Here is a 14,445-nt window from a genome sequence, read left to right on the forward strand (position 1 = left end):
ACAAGTTGTAAAATATGGTAAATCGACGGATTGCAGAAATATTGCGAAGTGGTCAACCTGATGAGTCCCTCCAAGTTCAAGGCTGGGTGCGAACGAAACGCGAGTCCAAAGGGTTTGCTTTTATTGAAGTCAATGACGGCTCATCACTAGCTAATTTGCAAGTCGTCATTAATCAGGATTTGCCAGATTACGAAGCTACATTAAAAAAACTGAATACAGGTGCTGCTGTTGAGGTGACAGGGGTATTAGTGGCTTCTCTTGGTAAAGGACAGCGAATTGAGTTGAAAGCCGAGACAGTGAAAGTTTACGGAGAAGCTGATCCCGATACATATCCCCTGCAAAAGAAACGCCATTCCTTTGAGTTCCTGCGAACCATTGGACATTTGCGATCGCGTACTAATTCCTTTGGTGCAGTTTTCCGCGTCAGAAATGCTTGTTCGACAGCAATTCACCAATTTTTCCACGAAAGAGGCTTTTTGTGGGTACACACACCGATCATCACTGCTAGCGATTGCGAAGGCGCGGGTGAACTGTTCAGCGTTACCAGTTTAGATTTAAAGAATATTCCGCGCACAGAAAACCAAGCAGTAGATTACAGCCAAGACTTTTTTGCTAAACCCACATATTTAACAGTTAGCGGCCAGTTAGAAGCGGAAGTTATGGCGATGGCGTTTTCTAACGTCTACACTTTTGGCCCTACCTTCCGTGCAGAAAATTCCAACACCTCCCGCCACTTAGCAGAATTTTGGATGGTTGAGCCAGAAATGGCTTTTTGTGATCTAGAAGGCGATATGGATTTAGCTGAGGCGTTTCTCAAACACATTTTTAAATATGTATTGGAAACTTGCCCAGAAGATATGGAATTTTTCAATGAACGCATTGATAAATCTGTGTTAGCAACAGCCGAAAATATTATTAATAATCAGTTTGAACGCTTAACTTATACAGAAGCGATCGCACTTTTAGAAAAAGCTGATGTTAAATTTGAATATCCTGTAAGTTGGGGTTTAGATTTACAATCAGAACACGAACGCTACTTGGCTGAACAATTATTTAAAAAGCCTGCGATCGTTACAGATTATCCAGCGCAAATCAAAGCTTTTTATATGCGCTTAAACGACGATGAAAAAACTGTACGTGCAATGGATATTCTTGCACCTAAAATTGGCGAAATTGTTGGCGGTTCCCAGCGAGAAGAACGTTTAGAAGTTTTAGAACGCCGCGTGTTAGCGCAAGGATTAAACCCAGAAGACTTGTGGTGGTATCTCGATTTGCGTCGTTATGGTACTGTTCCACACGCGGGTTTTGGGTTGGGTTTTGAACGACTCGTACAATTTATGACTGGTATGGGAAATATTCGTGATGTGATTCCTTTTCCCCGTACACCGCAAAGTGCTGAGTTTTAGTTTACATTTTCTACCTGGCAATTGGAAATAGCCAGGTCTTTGACTATTGTGGATAAAGAGAAATCCAACAGAATATATTTATCATGAGTCTACAAGACCAAACCATTGGTAAAATCCGGCAAATGCCAGAATCTTTAGTTCAGGAAGTGAGTGATTTTATAGACTTCCTATTAATGAAGCATACCAGTAATAACTGGGAATTATGGCTTCAATTTAGTGAGTCGGTGGAAATAGTGGAATCAGATTTTTCTGACTCTTTATCTAATTTAGAAGATTATGAAGAACGCTTGGCGCGTGGGGAAATTCAGTGGTAGATATCACATAAAAACTTTGAAACCCGCGATCGCGGGTTTTGCTTATATAGCCACGTATTTTATAAAGCGATTAGTTAAAATTAAGATTTTTGAATCTCCTCTTGTAAAACTTGAATTTGCTCAATAGGTAATTCAGTAACTTGAGCAATTTGTTCTAAACTCATTCCAATTCGCAACAAATTTAAAGTCAACTTTCTTGTTGTTTCTGCTTTACCTTTGGCTTCACCTTCTACTTTGCCTTTGGCTTCGCCTTCTTCTAGGATTTCTTGATAAATGACTGATTCGCGCATAATCTCACTCCTAAAAATCTTCTTAATTACATCTTTCTTTAACACCAGACCTGCTAGAATGCTACTGGCAGCAGCTATATTTCTTTGTAGCTGGCGATCGCTAATTGCTTCAACTGCTTTGGCTACTTGAGTTAATACCATTGTAGGATCGTTTGTCTGACTTAGCACGGCAAAGGGTAATAAACCTGGAATGCTCATAAACCTGTCTGTCGGTTGTTCCCACAGACGTATTACCTCAAACTGATGGTAAGTGTTGTTTAATCTAAAACTGTTTTCCCTGACTAATTCTGAACTTGTTTTTCTCAAATAGATTACTATTTGACGCATTTCTTTGTTAGGAAAGCGGCGATAAACCCTAACCCGATAATCTAACATCCGAAAGGGGATAGCTTCATCAGGGTCGGTTTGAAATTCGGTATGTAGAACTAAATCATCAGATTGCAATAAGATTAATGAATCGGCGCGAATTGGTTCAGTTGATAATTCAGTAGGGCTAAGTTCTGTTAATTTAATCGGTGAACCTAGTAACCAAGTTGCTAAATCATCTTTGAAGTTTTCGGCAATGAATTTACAGATATTGTCATACATGGCAGCCTTAAAGAAAGGGTATATATAGCAATCCTAAATCATTCGTGAAAAGTTAGATCCCCGACTTATCAAAGAAGTCGGGGATCTGGACACTGAGAATTTTCACAAATCAGATAGGATTGCTATAGTTTTTAGAATATGCGAATATACCTGCAATAAATTTTCCATCACCGTAGGGTAGGCGTCTTGCATAGCCGACAAGGAATATAAAAGGTAGCACTGGAGGTGTAAATTAATGTTAATGTTACTTCTCAACATCGGGAATGAGCGTTATGCCATAGAAAGCCGACAGGTTGTAGAAGTAATACCACTTGTCCTGCTCAAAACTTTGCCCCACCAGCCTGAGTATATCGCTGGTGTTTTTAACTATCACGGACGCATTGTACCAGTAATCGATTTATGTCAGTTGATGCGTGGCAAATCCTCTTGTGAGTACCTGAGTACTAGGATTGTATTAGTCAATTATTGGGGGAGTAATAATCCAGAACTTGAGGCTTCCTATCTTTTGGGTTTGATGACAGAACAAGTTGTAGAAACATTACATAAGTCTGAGTCTGAATTTGTTAATTCCAATATCCAGATAGATACAGCGCCATATTTGGGCAAGATAATTGTAGACGAGCAAGGGATGATTCAGTGTCTTCGCATTGAGTACTTATTCTCAGAAGCACAGCAAGTCAATTTCTTGCCAGAAAGCGATCGCAATACTGGATTTTAGATTGGTCTAAAGACTCAATAGCCGAGGCTTTAATTCAGTGGTCTTAAATCAGTGGAGAGTTCAGGAGCTACGACTGATTTAAATTATGAATTATTAATCACTTTTTGAGTATTGATCAGCGCTAGCTCAACTGTATTTTCAGATGGCTGCGTTATTTGAATTTCTAATCCAGGTCCAAAATAGTTGGTCATTTTTTCCTGCTTTTTTTGCCACACATCAATTGGTATTAGCGGCGAATCAAATTCTAAAATTAGGGCATAGCCCCCATTAACTTCTGTTTCTCGCAACCCTGTGACTGTTGGCCGTTCCTGGTCTGTGGGACTCAAACCTAGAAAAGAAAGTGTTGTATCTAGATGAGCATCTTGACCGTAGCGATATCGGGTGATGTCTTGGCGAATTTTATTTTGAGTCTCAGTTGCTTGCTGCTGGCGCAGTATCAATGCTGACGGTGATGTAGTTTCGCTAAATGGTACTGGCTTAAGTTCATTAGCTTTCAGCGCCAGCCCTCCCAACAATAGAGGAATTCCGTAAAAAAATCCGACAAGATTGAGTGTGGCATTATTAGCAGCATAGGCGACAAAGCCAATGATGGTTAAGATGCCGCCGATAGTTAAACCGAGTGTTCCCAAAGAGATTTGGCGTAGCATGAGCTTAAATTAGTATAAATTATTAATACCTCAGTTTTATTATCATCGGCTATGACTAACAAATTAGGGAAGAATATTAACTTAAGTCAGTAAGTAGGTGGTATAAATAAAAAAATACTTAGATACCCGACTTCTCTAAGAAGTCGGGTATCTATCTCCTGAGCGTTTGATGTTTAATTAGGTTGAGCTACTTAGTGCCCCAGAATGTTGGATTTTGAGTTAACTTTAAATTTAGAGGTAGTTAAAGATGGGAAAAAATAATGGATATACAGACTATAAAAGAACGAATTCTCGCAGTTCAAAGTAAACGCGAGTACCTGTTAAGTCTACTGGAACAACCAAACCTGGGAACTTTGAGAGTTGACGTAAATCAGGCTTTGGAAGAACTGGATGAATTAATTGATGAATTTAGACGCACCATTCCGGTAGCGTAGAAATTATCAAAAATTGCGTCGGTTTAACCGTCAACTTCAGGCGATACCGACGCCACTCAGTATTATCACGTCCTCAAATCTCCAGAATTGAACTAAGCCTTAATTGGCGATCGCAACATAGCTGTATTATTTATCCTGGAACTGAAGCATCTCCTGCACGCTGACCTAACTGCCTAACTAAGGCAATAAGTTCGCTTGTAGGTATATCTTTCTTGCAAACGTCATCAAAGCTAGACATTGCCTTTGTCCCCTGAAAATTTACGTCTTCCACTGAGGAGTAAGCAAGTATTTGGGTGTTCGGAGATATAGCTTTAATGTGACTAGACGCACTCCAGCCATCCATGACTGGCATTTGTAAATCTAGAACAATTACGTCAGGATGGCAACGTTTAACCATTTCTATAGCTTCTTCACCATTACTGGCTAAACCTACTACTTGAATATTTTCTTGGCAAGAAAAAACCAATTGTAAGGTTAAACGAGTCAGTTCGTGGTCATCAACTACTAGAACACGCAAGGTAGAAAGCTCACAGGATAACATTAACATTGAGGGGAAAGACAAATTTATTCAGAATAACCTCTCCAGTTTATGGGAATAAGTGCCAGCACTTACTCTATCCTATGGTTGAATAACTTGTGTGAACCTAATCTTTGATTTAGTGGTTAACTTTCGTAGTGGCGAGTCCCAATCCCCCACTAATTGATTCTGAATTCTGAATTCTGAATTCTGAATTCTGCATTCTTCTTCAATCAATCAGGTTTGAGGCTACACCACTTGAGCGTAATGCCATATTCATGAGAATTTTTTGGGAATTAGCTTCTGGAGAATCATCATAGGGACGCCGTTGAATGTAAGTGCCATCGGCTTGTAATTCCCAAGCTTGGCGATTATCTGCGAGCATAATTCCCATGATTTCTTGCAAATCTTTAGCAATATCCGGGTCTTTAACTGGAGTAATTACTTCTACTCGGCGATCTAGGTTGCGGCGCATCCAGTCGGCACTGCCGATATAGATTTCCTCCTGTGTGTTGTTATGAAAATAAAAAATGCGAGAGTGTTCTAAAAAGCGACCGATAATGCTGATTATGTGAATGTTTTCACTAATGTCTTTGAGTCCTGGACGTAAACAGCAAACGCCCCTGATAATTAAGTCGATTTGCACTCCGGCGCGGGAAGCTTCATATAAAGTGGCGATAATTTCCGGATCGACTAGGGCATTCATTTTGGCAACAATGCGTCCAGTAAATCCATTTTGAACATTTTCGATTTCGCGGTGAATTAGTGCCAAAAAGCGATCGCGCATATTCACAGGTGCAACCAGCAACTCTCGATAAGACTTTTGCAGAGAGTATCCTGTCAAGAAATTAAATAAATCTGTGATGTCAGCACCCAATTCTTCACGGCAACTGAACAATCCTAAATCTGTATACAGCCGTGCGGTTTTGGGGTTATAATTACCAGTGCCAATATGCACGTAGCGACGTATCCGGTCTTTTTCCCGCCGTACCACCATGACGGTTTTACTATGGGTTTTCAGCCCGACTAGACCATAGACAACATGAACTCCAACTCTTTCTAGTCGTTTTGCCCAGTAAATATTATTCTCCTCATCAAATCGCGCCTTTAATTCCACCAGTACAGATACCTGCTTACCATTTTCGGCGGCGGCAATTAAGGCGTTGACGATGGGGGAGTCGCCAGAAGTCCGGTAAAGTGTCATCTTGATGGCTAACACATTGGGGTCATAGGCGGCATGGGTAATAAAGCGCACTACTGTAGCCGAAAAGGATTGATAGGGATGGTGTACTAGCAAATCCTTTTCCCGAATCACAGCAAAAAAGTCTTTTCCTTCGTCCGTCTCCACGACATCTGGATTTAAACTCGCTTCCTTCAGTCGTTGCAGACGTAATGGTACAACAGATTGGCGTGGTGGATCTTTGAGTTCTGGTAGTGGCAAGGACATAAAGTACATTAAATCCCGCAGTCCCAAAAGGCCGTCTACTTCGTAGAGATCAGTTTCTGTTAATTCCAAATCTTGCAATAAGCGCAATCGCACTGTTTCAGGAGTCTGGGATTGAATTTCTAGCCGGACTGGACTTCCACCCAGGCGCCGTTTTCGCAGTTCCTGTTCGATCGCTAATAACAAATCATCTGCGTCATCTTCTTCTAAGATTAAATCGGCATCACGGGTAATGCGGAACGGATGATATTCTTGAATGTTCATCCCTGGAAATAGAGATTCTAAGTTATGAGCGATCGCTTGTTCTAAAGGCACTCCCGTCCAATGGGCAGGTTTTCCCTCGTCCAGAGTTCCCAACTCAGGCGGTATCGGCAAAAATCGTGGTAGAACACTGGGGACTTTAACTCTGGCAAAGAATTCTTCTTCGGTGTCTGGGTTCTTGACGACAACAGCCAGATTCAGACTCAGATTAGAAATAAAAGGAAAGGGATGACTAGGATCAACAGCCAAGGGTGTCAAAACTGGAAAGACTTGTTCCTCAAAATAACTGTTGAGATGAGTCCGCTGTTTTTGATTCAAATCTATGTAATCTAGGATATGGATGCCATGATTTGTTAGTAGAGGTCGAAGTACTTGCTCAAAATGTTGGTGTTCTTTCTTAACCTGGGGACTGAGGCTAGACTGAATATCGTCTAGCTGTTGTTGTGGCGTGCGACCATCGGGAGTTAATAGGCTGACTTTCGCCTCTACTTGTTGCTTTAAACCAGCAACCCGCACCATGAAAAACTCATCTAAATTAGAACAGAAGATTGCTAAAAACTTCAGGCGTTCGAGAAGGGGCGTGCGATCGTCACAGGCTTCATGTAACACCCTGGCATTAAATTCTAACCAGCTTAACTCTCGGTTAAGATAATATTGTGGATCGCTGAGATTGGTGGGGGTAGCGCTTTTCTTAGATTTTGCCATAATGACCTAAGGGCAGGCAGATGTAGCCCATTGAACTGGGGGACAATAAACATATTAAGTTAAATGGTGCTTGAGCATAACCCTGAGGCGATCTTTAGTTGTACTGATTCTCTACCTCGCCACTAGTAAAGGACGGACATAATGCTTATAGGACTTATGCAATAACTCTCTGAAACTCTTATTCCTTTGCGTCCTTTGCGGTTCGTTTTTTCATAATTTTGCGTAGTTTATTTACAGAGAATCACACTTCCCTAAAATCACTAGAGTTAGAAAAGTGAGTTACTTGTAATGTAGGGATATTCAGTCAAAAAATATGTTTCAGGCTACTCGCCGCCGTCTGGCAATTTGGTATACTGCCGTGACTGCCGTATTACTACTACTGTTTGCCAGTGGCGTTTATTTATATGTCCGTAGTACCCTAATTGAGCGAATTGATGATACCCTTAACCATGTAGTGGAAATAGTCGAGCGATCTTTGGTGATTGAGCCAATCAACAACCATGCTGATCGATTCCGCATTAATGTAGAAGCTAGTTTTCGTGACAATACTGGCACTGTTGAAGATGACCACATTGACCTAGAGTGGTTTAGTCCGACTGGTAAGTTACTTTGGTCAACTTTATCCGAACCTTTAAATATTCCCATTCATGGCGATCGCACTGGTGAAACTGTGCGTGTAATCAAGGGAGAAAGTGAAAATTCAAAATTCAAAATTCCTAACTCCTCACTCCTAACTCCTAACTCCTCACTCCTAACTCCTAACTCCTACCTCCCCACTCCCCACTCCCCACTCCCCACTCCCCACTCCCCACTCCCCACTCCCCACTCCCCACTCCCCACTCCCCACTCCCCACTGTTATTACGCCAAGTCACACAACGGGTAGAAGTGAGACGGCAAGTATTAGGATATCTGCGTGTTAGTCATCCCTGGTTTGAAGTCACTAAACCCAGTCGCCAGTTAATTTTTGATTTGGCGCTAGGTATTGGGTTAATGGTGCTTTCTGTCGGCGCAAGTGGCTGGTTTCTTTCGGGTAAAGCGATGAAACCTGTAGATGAGTCTTATCAACGCCTCAAACAATTTACTGCTGATGCTTCTCACGAACTTAGAAGTCCGATTACTTTGATTCAAACAAATGTGCAAGTTGCCCTTGCTGACTTGGATTTAGCAGAGGTAGAAGCGACTACTTCTTTGCAGTATCGGCAACAGTTAAAGGTGGTGGAACGGTTAACGCAGCGTTTGGGTAAGTTAGTCAATGACTTACTGTTTTTAGCACGACAGGATAGTGGTATTAGCAAAGATACTTTTTCAGCTTGTCCGATGGATGCTTTGCTGATGGAGGTGGTTGGAGAACAACAATTGTTAGTCCCTGAAAAAGAAATCGCCCTTTCTTTAAACTTAGTTGATCCTCCCGCCTCCGAAACTAGTCCCGAATTACTAGAAAATTGGTTTACCCTTGTGGGCAATTGGGATCAACTGGTGCGGCTGTTCACAAATTTAATTGCTAATGCCTTGCATTACAGTTCAGCAGGTGGACGGGTGAAAGTTGAATTAGCGCGGATAGAGGGAATAAATCGCGTTTCTGGACTACGTTACACCAGCGCCCAATTGCAAGTTAAAGTCAGTGATACCGGGGTTGGAATTCCCACAGAAGCACTACCACGCTTGTTTGACCGCTTTTATCGGGTAGATCCGGCACGTACTCATACAACTGGGAATACAGCTACAGCGATCGCTACTGGTTCAGGATTGGGATTAGCGATCGCTCAAGCTATTGTCGATCATCACCAAGGCCATATTCAAGTTGAAAGTACTCTTGGCAAGGGTACGACGTTTACTGTGACTTTACCAATAACTCTTGAGTCTTAATTCGGCAAGAAATATTTGTTTCCTATGATAGATGTAGAAAAGTAAATAAATTTACTACTTTATATAACAACAGTTGCAATATTTAGCCATTTATTGAATTGCTACAGTTTGATATTTCTACTCTTCCTTATTTGTCGGAGTACTTGTAAATACTGCTATTTTATTTTGGCAAATATGCATCTATCAAGAATAATATTTTGGAGGGTTAAATGCCAACTTCTTCCAGTGAGATAAAGGAAAAAGATATACCATTTTTGGAAAAAGTCAAGGCTGAAAGTGGTTTGCCTGATCTTTACGATGCTAGGGACATCACCGAAGTAGTATTCCGAGTGATGCGCGACCTGATGACTACAGAAGCTGCTGACCGAGTTGAGGAAGAACTGCAAAAACCAGCCGAAATAACTGATGATAAATCGCTGCAAATGGATATTGCAGACCTGTGGCACGATACAAATCCAATTGTCGGATTTTTAAGTCGAGTGCGTCCACCTTGGCAAGGCCCTGGCATCTTTAAAATTAATAGCGATCGCTTTTTATTTCGGGTGGCAAATGAAGGAGGAATGCCACCAAATGTAGAACGCGAACAGGTAGTTAAGGCGGTGTTTTCTGCTACTAAAGACGAATTATCGCCAGAACGAATTCAGGAAATTGCTAGCTGGCTACCTGATAAAGTTCGCCAGCTTTGGGAAGAAGCTTAAAGAAGAATTCAGGAGTCAGAATTCAGAATTCAGAATCAAGACTTCGGCAGGTGTTACCCCGTTTTATTTTAATGATGATACAAATACGTTGGTAGGGGCACAGCAATGCTGTGCCCCTACGAGAAATCTATATGTATCAGGGTTTGTGTGAAATGGTGTTACCCTGAGCTTGTCGAAGAGCTTAGGGTAATTAAATAAATTCTGAATTCTGGCGACTGCCGTCTTTATTCTGTTTTATTAATTTTTTTGATTAATTTTGGGATTTATGACTAATGATTTAGCTTTTTCAGCCTTGGGGATAAAAAAGGTTCTGTCTAACTTTAGATTGTTTTCAAGCCTCTGGTTAGATACAAAAAATAGAGCTACTTGCTAAGGTTAAATATGTAAACTGACGGGTTAAGCCTAATTTAATTTACTGCTTTAAAAAACATTTAAGAGAGAAAAATCAAGTTTTTCTAGGAGTCAATTATGAAGTCTCAAAAATTTCGCAAGTCCTCTGAGTTATTTGGCGCTATTTGTGGGGGCTTACTGATTAGTCTGCCAGCAATTCCTCAAGCAATAGCACAACAATCTGCTCCCAAAGTTAACCCTTGTCCGAAGATTTTTTACGAAGAACCACATAATAATCAGGTTGTAGTGCCGCCGGGATGTCCTCCCAATGCGATAACACAAAGATTAGCTGCTCAAGGGCTTCTTCCTGTCTCTGCTACGCCATCACAAAGCCAAAGTCAAGTTCCAGTTCCAACAGAACCAGGCGTCACAACACCAGTCCCAGCCCCTGGAGATCAAAATCAACAGCCGATACCAGAGGGCGATTCCAGTAACCAACCACCACAAACCCCGATCGCTACAATCGCACTGAATAATGGTAAAGTTAATGTCAGGTTTGTGAATGACACTGCGGCTAATATAACTTATCAAGTGATTGGCGATACGGCACCGCGATCGCTACAAGGTAAGTCAGATGTAATATTGCAAGCTTTAAATGCACCAGTAACGGTGACATTTCAACGAGATGATGGCGGACAGTTGCTAGTGACTCCACAAACCTCTTCAGAACCAGGAAGCTTGGAAGTTAAATTTAATGAAGCCACCGATGCAGCACAGGGTAGAAGTGCTATGAGAATTGAAAAAAACGGTTCAGTGTTCTTGAATTAGTTAACTTAGAGCCGGGGCGAATTGAATTTGCGGCTACACAAACAAGATCTGGTTTATCCAATAGCTCAAAAAAACCTCACCCTGGTTATGCTACGCAAAACCTGTCCCTCTCCTTAGTAAGGAGAGGGATGTCCGTTAGGACAGGGTGAGGTTTTTCAAGATTTTGGGTAATTCGATGACTTGTGTTTACACCGTAGCCTTTTAGGAGAGAGGAATGCAAGTGAGGTGAGAGTGTATTGCATACAAACGAGCCGCAGCTACGCCCGTCGTAGACATCGCTATGGTTGCGGTTTCTAACCGCCCTTTTAACGTTAAGTTTACTAGTTCCGCCGAAGCATTTTACTTAGCTGATCCAGCAATTGCGTTTCTTGTTTGCTGTCTTCCAATGTCCGCGCCAGTATAATCGCCCTTTCGTAAAAATTGCGGGCAGTTAAGTAATTACCTTGCTGCTCGTATAATTGAGCGTAAGACTGAAAAGATTTTAATTCTTCTGGCAAACTTTGCAACTCTTGGGCGAGCGTTAAACGTTGCTCTAGTAAATCAAAAGCCCGTTCGTAGCGTCCTACAGCACTGTGAGCTTTAACTAAACCGTCAATTGCTCGTAATTCATTAGTGCGATCGCGGTTAGTTTTAGCTGTCTGCATTGCTACCCCATAAGTGGCAATGGTATCCTGATAATTTCTAGATGCTAAATAAGCATCTCCTAAATTATTTAGGGTATTTGCTTCACCGATGGCATCGCCAGTCTGACGACGGAAAATTAAAGCATTTTCATACAATTTAATCGCCTTGTTATAATCTCCCAACCTAGCTGCTACCAAACCTAAATTACTCAAAGATAGTCCTTCACCTTCAATATTTTTGACATTGTGAGCAATTGTGAGAGCATCTTCAACTGTTTTCCCAGCAGCAGCAAATTCGCCTTGTTGCAGCAGAAATGTACCGATATTATTTAGCACAAAAATCTGAGATTGGAAGTCTTGAGTATCACGAGCGATCGCTAATCCTCGCCGTAAAGAATCTTCCACCTCTTTTAAACTACCTAGCTGGACATAAGCCTTAGCAAGCAAATTGTAAGTCTGACCTTGTGCTTTCAAGTCGCCAATTGAGTGATATAGTTTTAATGCCCGTAAGCAAGACGTAATTGTTTTATCGGCATATCCTGAAGCGTATTGTTGTTGACCGATACCCAGCAAGCTGTCTGCTTCATCTCTTGATTGTCGCCCAACGGAACTATTTAAAGGGCGATGGAGTTGTTGTGTAATATCAACTGCACCCGCCGCGATCGGACTCAGCAAAAAAGTAAAGAGTAAAATACTGTGTAAAAGTACCTGGGGAGGAGAAATCGCCCGCCAGTTACTACAACTCTGTTGAGATGAGCAATGCACTGGCTTACCTACACAAATTAAGCCTACCTTTTGCCTGAGAAATACAAGCCGTTGTTTCATAAAAATTACCCGTAAAGTTGCGGGTTTAAGCAGAAGGTCTAAGAAGAAGTTTTAAGTTTTTAAATTGAAGACAATCAATATACGCGTTTATACTTAAGCGAAGATTAACTTAAATCTTCCCCAAAGTATATGGCGCGAATATCTGTGGGTAATTTATCCTCTAACATACGATAGCCTTCCTGGAGAGAATTGGCTACAACAGTTGGAGCGATCGCTTCTCCTTCGGCTTGCAGATAGGCAGCGATTCTAGTTTCGCTCCAGTGGAAAGTTTGAGCCATTAACACCATTAATCGCAAAACTGGTGGTAGTTGGTCTAACGCTTGTTCTACATAGCACCATAGTGGGGGCGAAGTCGCTTGCAGAGAATAATGAATTGCTTCTGTGGGTGGTAGTTTAATCTCGTTAATACAGAAAGCTGTCATATTAATTAACCAATTTTGCATGGTTAAGGCTTGCTCACCTGATTGAGAGTCGGTTAAATGTAGTCCACCGAGTTCGTAGTAGATATGCCGCCAGGTGAGGGCAAACAGATAATCTGCCTGCACAGGCGATCGCGCCGAATGCCGAATTAAGGTATAGACTATGGGACTATAGCGGCAAAAAATCACCGTAAAATACTTCCCTGCATCTGGATAACGCTGGAATAGAGTCAGTAGTTCATCGTCACTGTGATGAAACAGCGACTTCACCAGGGGGTGATTAGCTTCAGGAAAATGAGGAATTTGCACAAGCCTTTGAGTTGATAGTTGTTAAAATAGTTTTGGGAATTAAACTCCCGTAGTTAATCGCATAATATCTTGGTGTTGCCCAGTTTGTAGCTCAGACTCAGACTAATTGAGTATTGATAAAACAGGAGTCAGAATACAGAATTCACCAATTGTGAATACTCCAGCCATAAAGGGATAGAGTTTTAAGGCGAGAATATTTTAATTTTTTTCGCCCACCAGTGGCGAGGTTTTAACCAATATTCATCATCCACTCGTACAGAATTCAATTCTGAATTCTGACTCCTGAGTTCTGAATTCTTCTTATAAACTAGAAACAAGGACTTAATTTTAGTCTTAATCGACAATCATAAAATCGGCTCACTTATAGAATCCTTATTTGTTCATGGTTATAGCGGTTAGTGTGATATCGTTCCTGCTCAGTCCCCTGACATTAGGCTCCTTTCTGCCTTCCCTGCCCTTAGATAGCCTATTTTCCACCCAAGGCATTATGGTAATGCTGCTAGCAGCTTACGCTGGTGCCATGTGGATGTTCCTCACCAGTGCCCCAAAAGTACACACTGTAATGGTGTCAGATTTGGAGATTGCCCGACAGTTGTATGAAGGGCTGCTAGATTTGCCAGCAGCAGAGGTGCCATTGCACTACTACTACAACTACGAACAAACTATCGGCGCAACTGGCATTGATCCACTATATATGTCTACAGGGCCGAGCTTATCTAATAAAATGCTGAATAATGCCAATGATGGGCTGTGGTATCAATTGAAGAAAAATACCCAGCTACACATCATTACTGGCGCGAGTTTAGGTAGCAAAAATCAGCAACGCCACGTTTGTTTTGACCACGACTGCCTAGAAATGATTTTAATGCGAGTCGAAACGCGCGGTTTAAAATTCAAGATTCGTAACCAGAAGCCCCTGAATTTTTTGGTTAAGGACTATGAAGGGCGCGTTATTGAACTGGCTGAAGTAGCGAATTAGTCATTAGATTTGAAAAATATAAACAAAACCCCACTTAAAGGTGGGGTTTTGTTTATCTAATTCTGAGCTTTTAGGACTTACGCATTGACAGACATAACCAAATGTGCATTACCTCTCGTTACAAGGCTCTGCCTTGTAATGCTCTTGTGGGAGGGCTGCTGCCTCCCAGCGATCACATTCCCAGGCAGAGCCTGGAAACGAGGCACAGCAGATTTCAAGGAAAGTGAAGTACACAACGATTCC

General features: G+C 41.6%; 14 protein-coding genes. 8 read left to right on the forward strand and 6 right to left on the reverse strand.

Features of this window, described 5'->3' with window-relative positions; all coding sequences use genetic code 11:
• Positions 1 to 14 precede the first annotated feature (14 nt).
• Together asnS and V7K27_RS28150 are read left to right on the forward strand one after the other, a co-directional pair.
• A complete protein-coding gene (asnS, locus tag V7K27_RS28145) occupies positions 15 to 1,406 on the forward strand; it encodes an asparagine--tRNA ligase (RefSeq protein ID WP_334951664.1) in 1,392 nt (463 codons plus the stop codon).
• A gap of 83 nt (positions 1,407 to 1,489) precedes the next feature.
• A complete protein-coding gene (locus V7K27_RS28150; RefSeq protein ID WP_334951666.1) occupies positions 1,490 to 1,720 on the forward strand; it encodes a DUF2281 domain-containing protein in 231 nt (76 codons plus the stop codon).
• Between the two features lie 80 nt (positions 1,721 to 1,800).
• Here the strand turns inward: V7K27_RS28150 and V7K27_RS28155 are convergent, their stop codons facing one another.
• Positions 1,801 to 2,598: an Rpn family recombination-promoting nuclease/putative transposase gene (locus V7K27_RS28155; protein WP_334951667.1), complete on the reverse strand. Its 798-nt coding sequence runs from the start codon at positions 2,596 to 2,598 to the stop codon at positions 1,801 to 1,803.
• A gap of 235 nt (positions 2,599 to 2,833) precedes the next feature.
• Between V7K27_RS28155 and V7K27_RS28160 the strand changes: the two genes are divergently transcribed.
• Positions 2,834 to 3,316 carry a chemotaxis protein CheW gene (locus V7K27_RS28160; protein ID WP_334951668.1) on the forward strand — a complete coding sequence of 161 codons (483 nt, stop codon included), beginning with the start codon at positions 2,834 to 2,836 and terminating at the stop codon, positions 3,314 to 3,316.
• Positions 3,317 to 3,399: 83 nt separating this feature from the next.
• On the opposite strand, the gene V7K27_RS28165 is transcribed toward V7K27_RS28160, so the two are convergent.
• Positions 3,400 to 3,963, reverse strand: coding sequence for a DUF2854 domain-containing protein (locus V7K27_RS28165; RefSeq protein ID WP_334951669.1), 564 nt, complete (start codon positions 3,961 to 3,963; stop codon positions 3,400 to 3,402).
• Between the two features lie 260 nt (positions 3,964 to 4,223).
• On the opposite strand from V7K27_RS28165, the gene V7K27_RS28170 reads away from it, so the two are divergent.
• The gene (locus tag V7K27_RS28170) at positions 4,224 to 4,397 is read left to right on the forward strand and encodes a hypothetical protein (protein ID WP_334951670.1); all 174 of its coding nucleotides are present in this window, start codon (positions 4,224 to 4,226) and stop codon (positions 4,395 to 4,397) included.
• A 130-nt stretch (positions 4,398 to 4,527) separates the two neighbouring features.
• On the opposite strand, the gene V7K27_RS28175 is transcribed toward V7K27_RS28170, so the two are convergent.
• A complete protein-coding gene (locus V7K27_RS28175; protein ID WP_334951671.1) occupies positions 4,528 to 4,944 on the reverse strand; it encodes a response regulator in 417 nt (138 codons plus the stop codon).
• Positions 4,945 to 5,143: 199 nt separating this feature from the next.
• Positions 5,144 to 7,324: a polyphosphate kinase 1 gene (gene ppk1, locus V7K27_RS28180; RefSeq protein ID WP_334951672.1), complete on the reverse strand. Its 2,181-nt coding sequence runs from the start codon at positions 7,322 to 7,324 to the stop codon at positions 5,144 to 5,146.
• Between the two features lie 313 nt (positions 7,325 to 7,637).
• On the opposite strand from ppk1, the gene V7K27_RS28185 reads away from it, so the two are divergent.
• The 3 genes from V7K27_RS28185 (at position 7,638) to V7K27_RS28195 (ending at position 11,047) form a co-directional block, all read left to right on the forward strand.
• Positions 7,638 to 9,191 (forward strand): sensor histidine kinase, encoded by a 1,554-nt coding sequence (locus V7K27_RS28185; protein WP_334951673.1) that lies wholly within the window; start codon positions 7,638 to 7,640, stop codon positions 9,189 to 9,191.
• A 209-nt stretch (positions 9,192 to 9,400) separates the two neighbouring features.
• The gene (locus V7K27_RS28190; RefSeq protein ID WP_334951674.1) at positions 9,401 to 9,889 is read left to right on the forward strand and encodes a DUF2267 domain-containing protein; all 489 of its coding nucleotides are present in this window, start codon (positions 9,401 to 9,403) and stop codon (positions 9,887 to 9,889) included.
• A gap of 468 nt (positions 9,890 to 10,357) precedes the next feature.
• Positions 10,358 to 11,047, forward strand: coding sequence for a hypothetical protein (locus V7K27_RS28195; protein WP_334951675.1), 690 nt, complete (start codon positions 10,358 to 10,360; stop codon positions 11,045 to 11,047).
• A gap of 320 nt (positions 11,048 to 11,367) precedes the next feature.
• On the opposite strand, the gene V7K27_RS28200 is transcribed toward V7K27_RS28195, so the two are convergent.
• Both V7K27_RS28200 and V7K27_RS28205 read right to left on the reverse strand, forming a co-directional pair.
• Positions 11,368 to 12,495: a tetratricopeptide repeat protein gene (locus V7K27_RS28200; RefSeq protein ID WP_334951676.1), complete on the reverse strand. Its 1,128-nt coding sequence runs from the start codon at positions 12,493 to 12,495 to the stop codon at positions 11,368 to 11,370.
• Positions 12,496 to 12,599: 104 nt separating this feature from the next.
• A complete protein-coding gene (locus V7K27_RS28205; RefSeq protein ID WP_334951677.1) occupies positions 12,600 to 13,223 on the reverse strand; it encodes a sigma-70 family RNA polymerase sigma factor in 624 nt (207 codons plus the stop codon).
• A gap of 382 nt (positions 13,224 to 13,605) precedes the next feature.
• Between V7K27_RS28205 and V7K27_RS28210 the strand changes: the two genes are divergently transcribed.
• Complete coding sequence (locus V7K27_RS28210; protein WP_334951678.1) at positions 13,606 to 14,202, forward strand: glyoxalase-like domain protein; 597 nt, start codon at positions 13,606 to 13,608, stop codon at positions 14,200 to 14,202.
• Positions 14,203 to 14,445: the final 243 nt, after the last annotated feature.

Source organism: Nostoc sp., assembly GCF_036919575.1.
Lineage (GTDB): Bacteria > Cyanobacteriota > Cyanobacteriia > Cyanobacteriales > Nostocaceae > Nostoc.

Bases quoted from the DNA above. Each gene is read 5' to 3' on its own strand.
- asnS (WP_334951664.1), top strand. From the start codon at position 15: ATGGTAAATCGACGGATTGCAGAAATATTGCGAAGTGGTCAACCTGAT.
- V7K27_RS28150 (WP_334951666.1), top strand. From the start codon at position 1,490: ATGAGTCTACAAGACCAAACCATTGGTAAAATCCGGCAAATGCCAGAA.
- V7K27_RS28155 (WP_334951667.1), bottom strand. From the start codon at position 2,598: ATGTATGACAATATCTGTAAATTCATTGCCGAAAACTTCAAAGATGAT.
- V7K27_RS28160 (WP_334951668.1), top strand. From the start codon at position 2,834: ATGTTAATGTTACTTCTCAACATCGGGAATGAGCGTTATGCCATAGAA.
- V7K27_RS28165 (WP_334951669.1), bottom strand. From the start codon at position 3,963: ATGCTACGCCAAATCTCTTTGGGAACACTCGGTTTAACTATCGGCGGC.
- V7K27_RS28170 (WP_334951670.1), top strand. From the start codon at position 4,224: ATGGATATACAGACTATAAAAGAACGAATTCTCGCAGTTCAAAGTAAA.
- V7K27_RS28175 (WP_334951671.1), bottom strand. From the start codon at position 4,944: ATGTTAATGTTATCCTGTGAGCTTTCTACCTTGCGTGTTCTAGTAGTT.
- ppk1 (WP_334951672.1), bottom strand. From the start codon at position 7,324: ATGGCAAAATCTAAGAAAAGCGCTACCCCCACCAATCTCAGCGATCCA.
- V7K27_RS28185 (WP_334951673.1), top strand. From the start codon at position 7,638: ATGTTTCAGGCTACTCGCCGCCGTCTGGCAATTTGGTATACTGCCGTG.
- V7K27_RS28190 (WP_334951674.1), top strand. From the start codon at position 9,401: ATGCCAACTTCTTCCAGTGAGATAAAGGAAAAAGATATACCATTTTTG.
- V7K27_RS28195 (WP_334951675.1), top strand. From the start codon at position 10,358: ATGAAGTCTCAAAAATTTCGCAAGTCCTCTGAGTTATTTGGCGCTATT.
- V7K27_RS28200 (WP_334951676.1), bottom strand. From the start codon at position 12,495: ATGAAACAACGGCTTGTATTTCTCAGGCAAAAGGTAGGCTTAATTTGT.
- V7K27_RS28210 (WP_334951678.1), top strand. From the start codon at position 13,606: ATGGTTATAGCGGTTAGTGTGATATCGTTCCTGCTCAGTCCCCTGACA.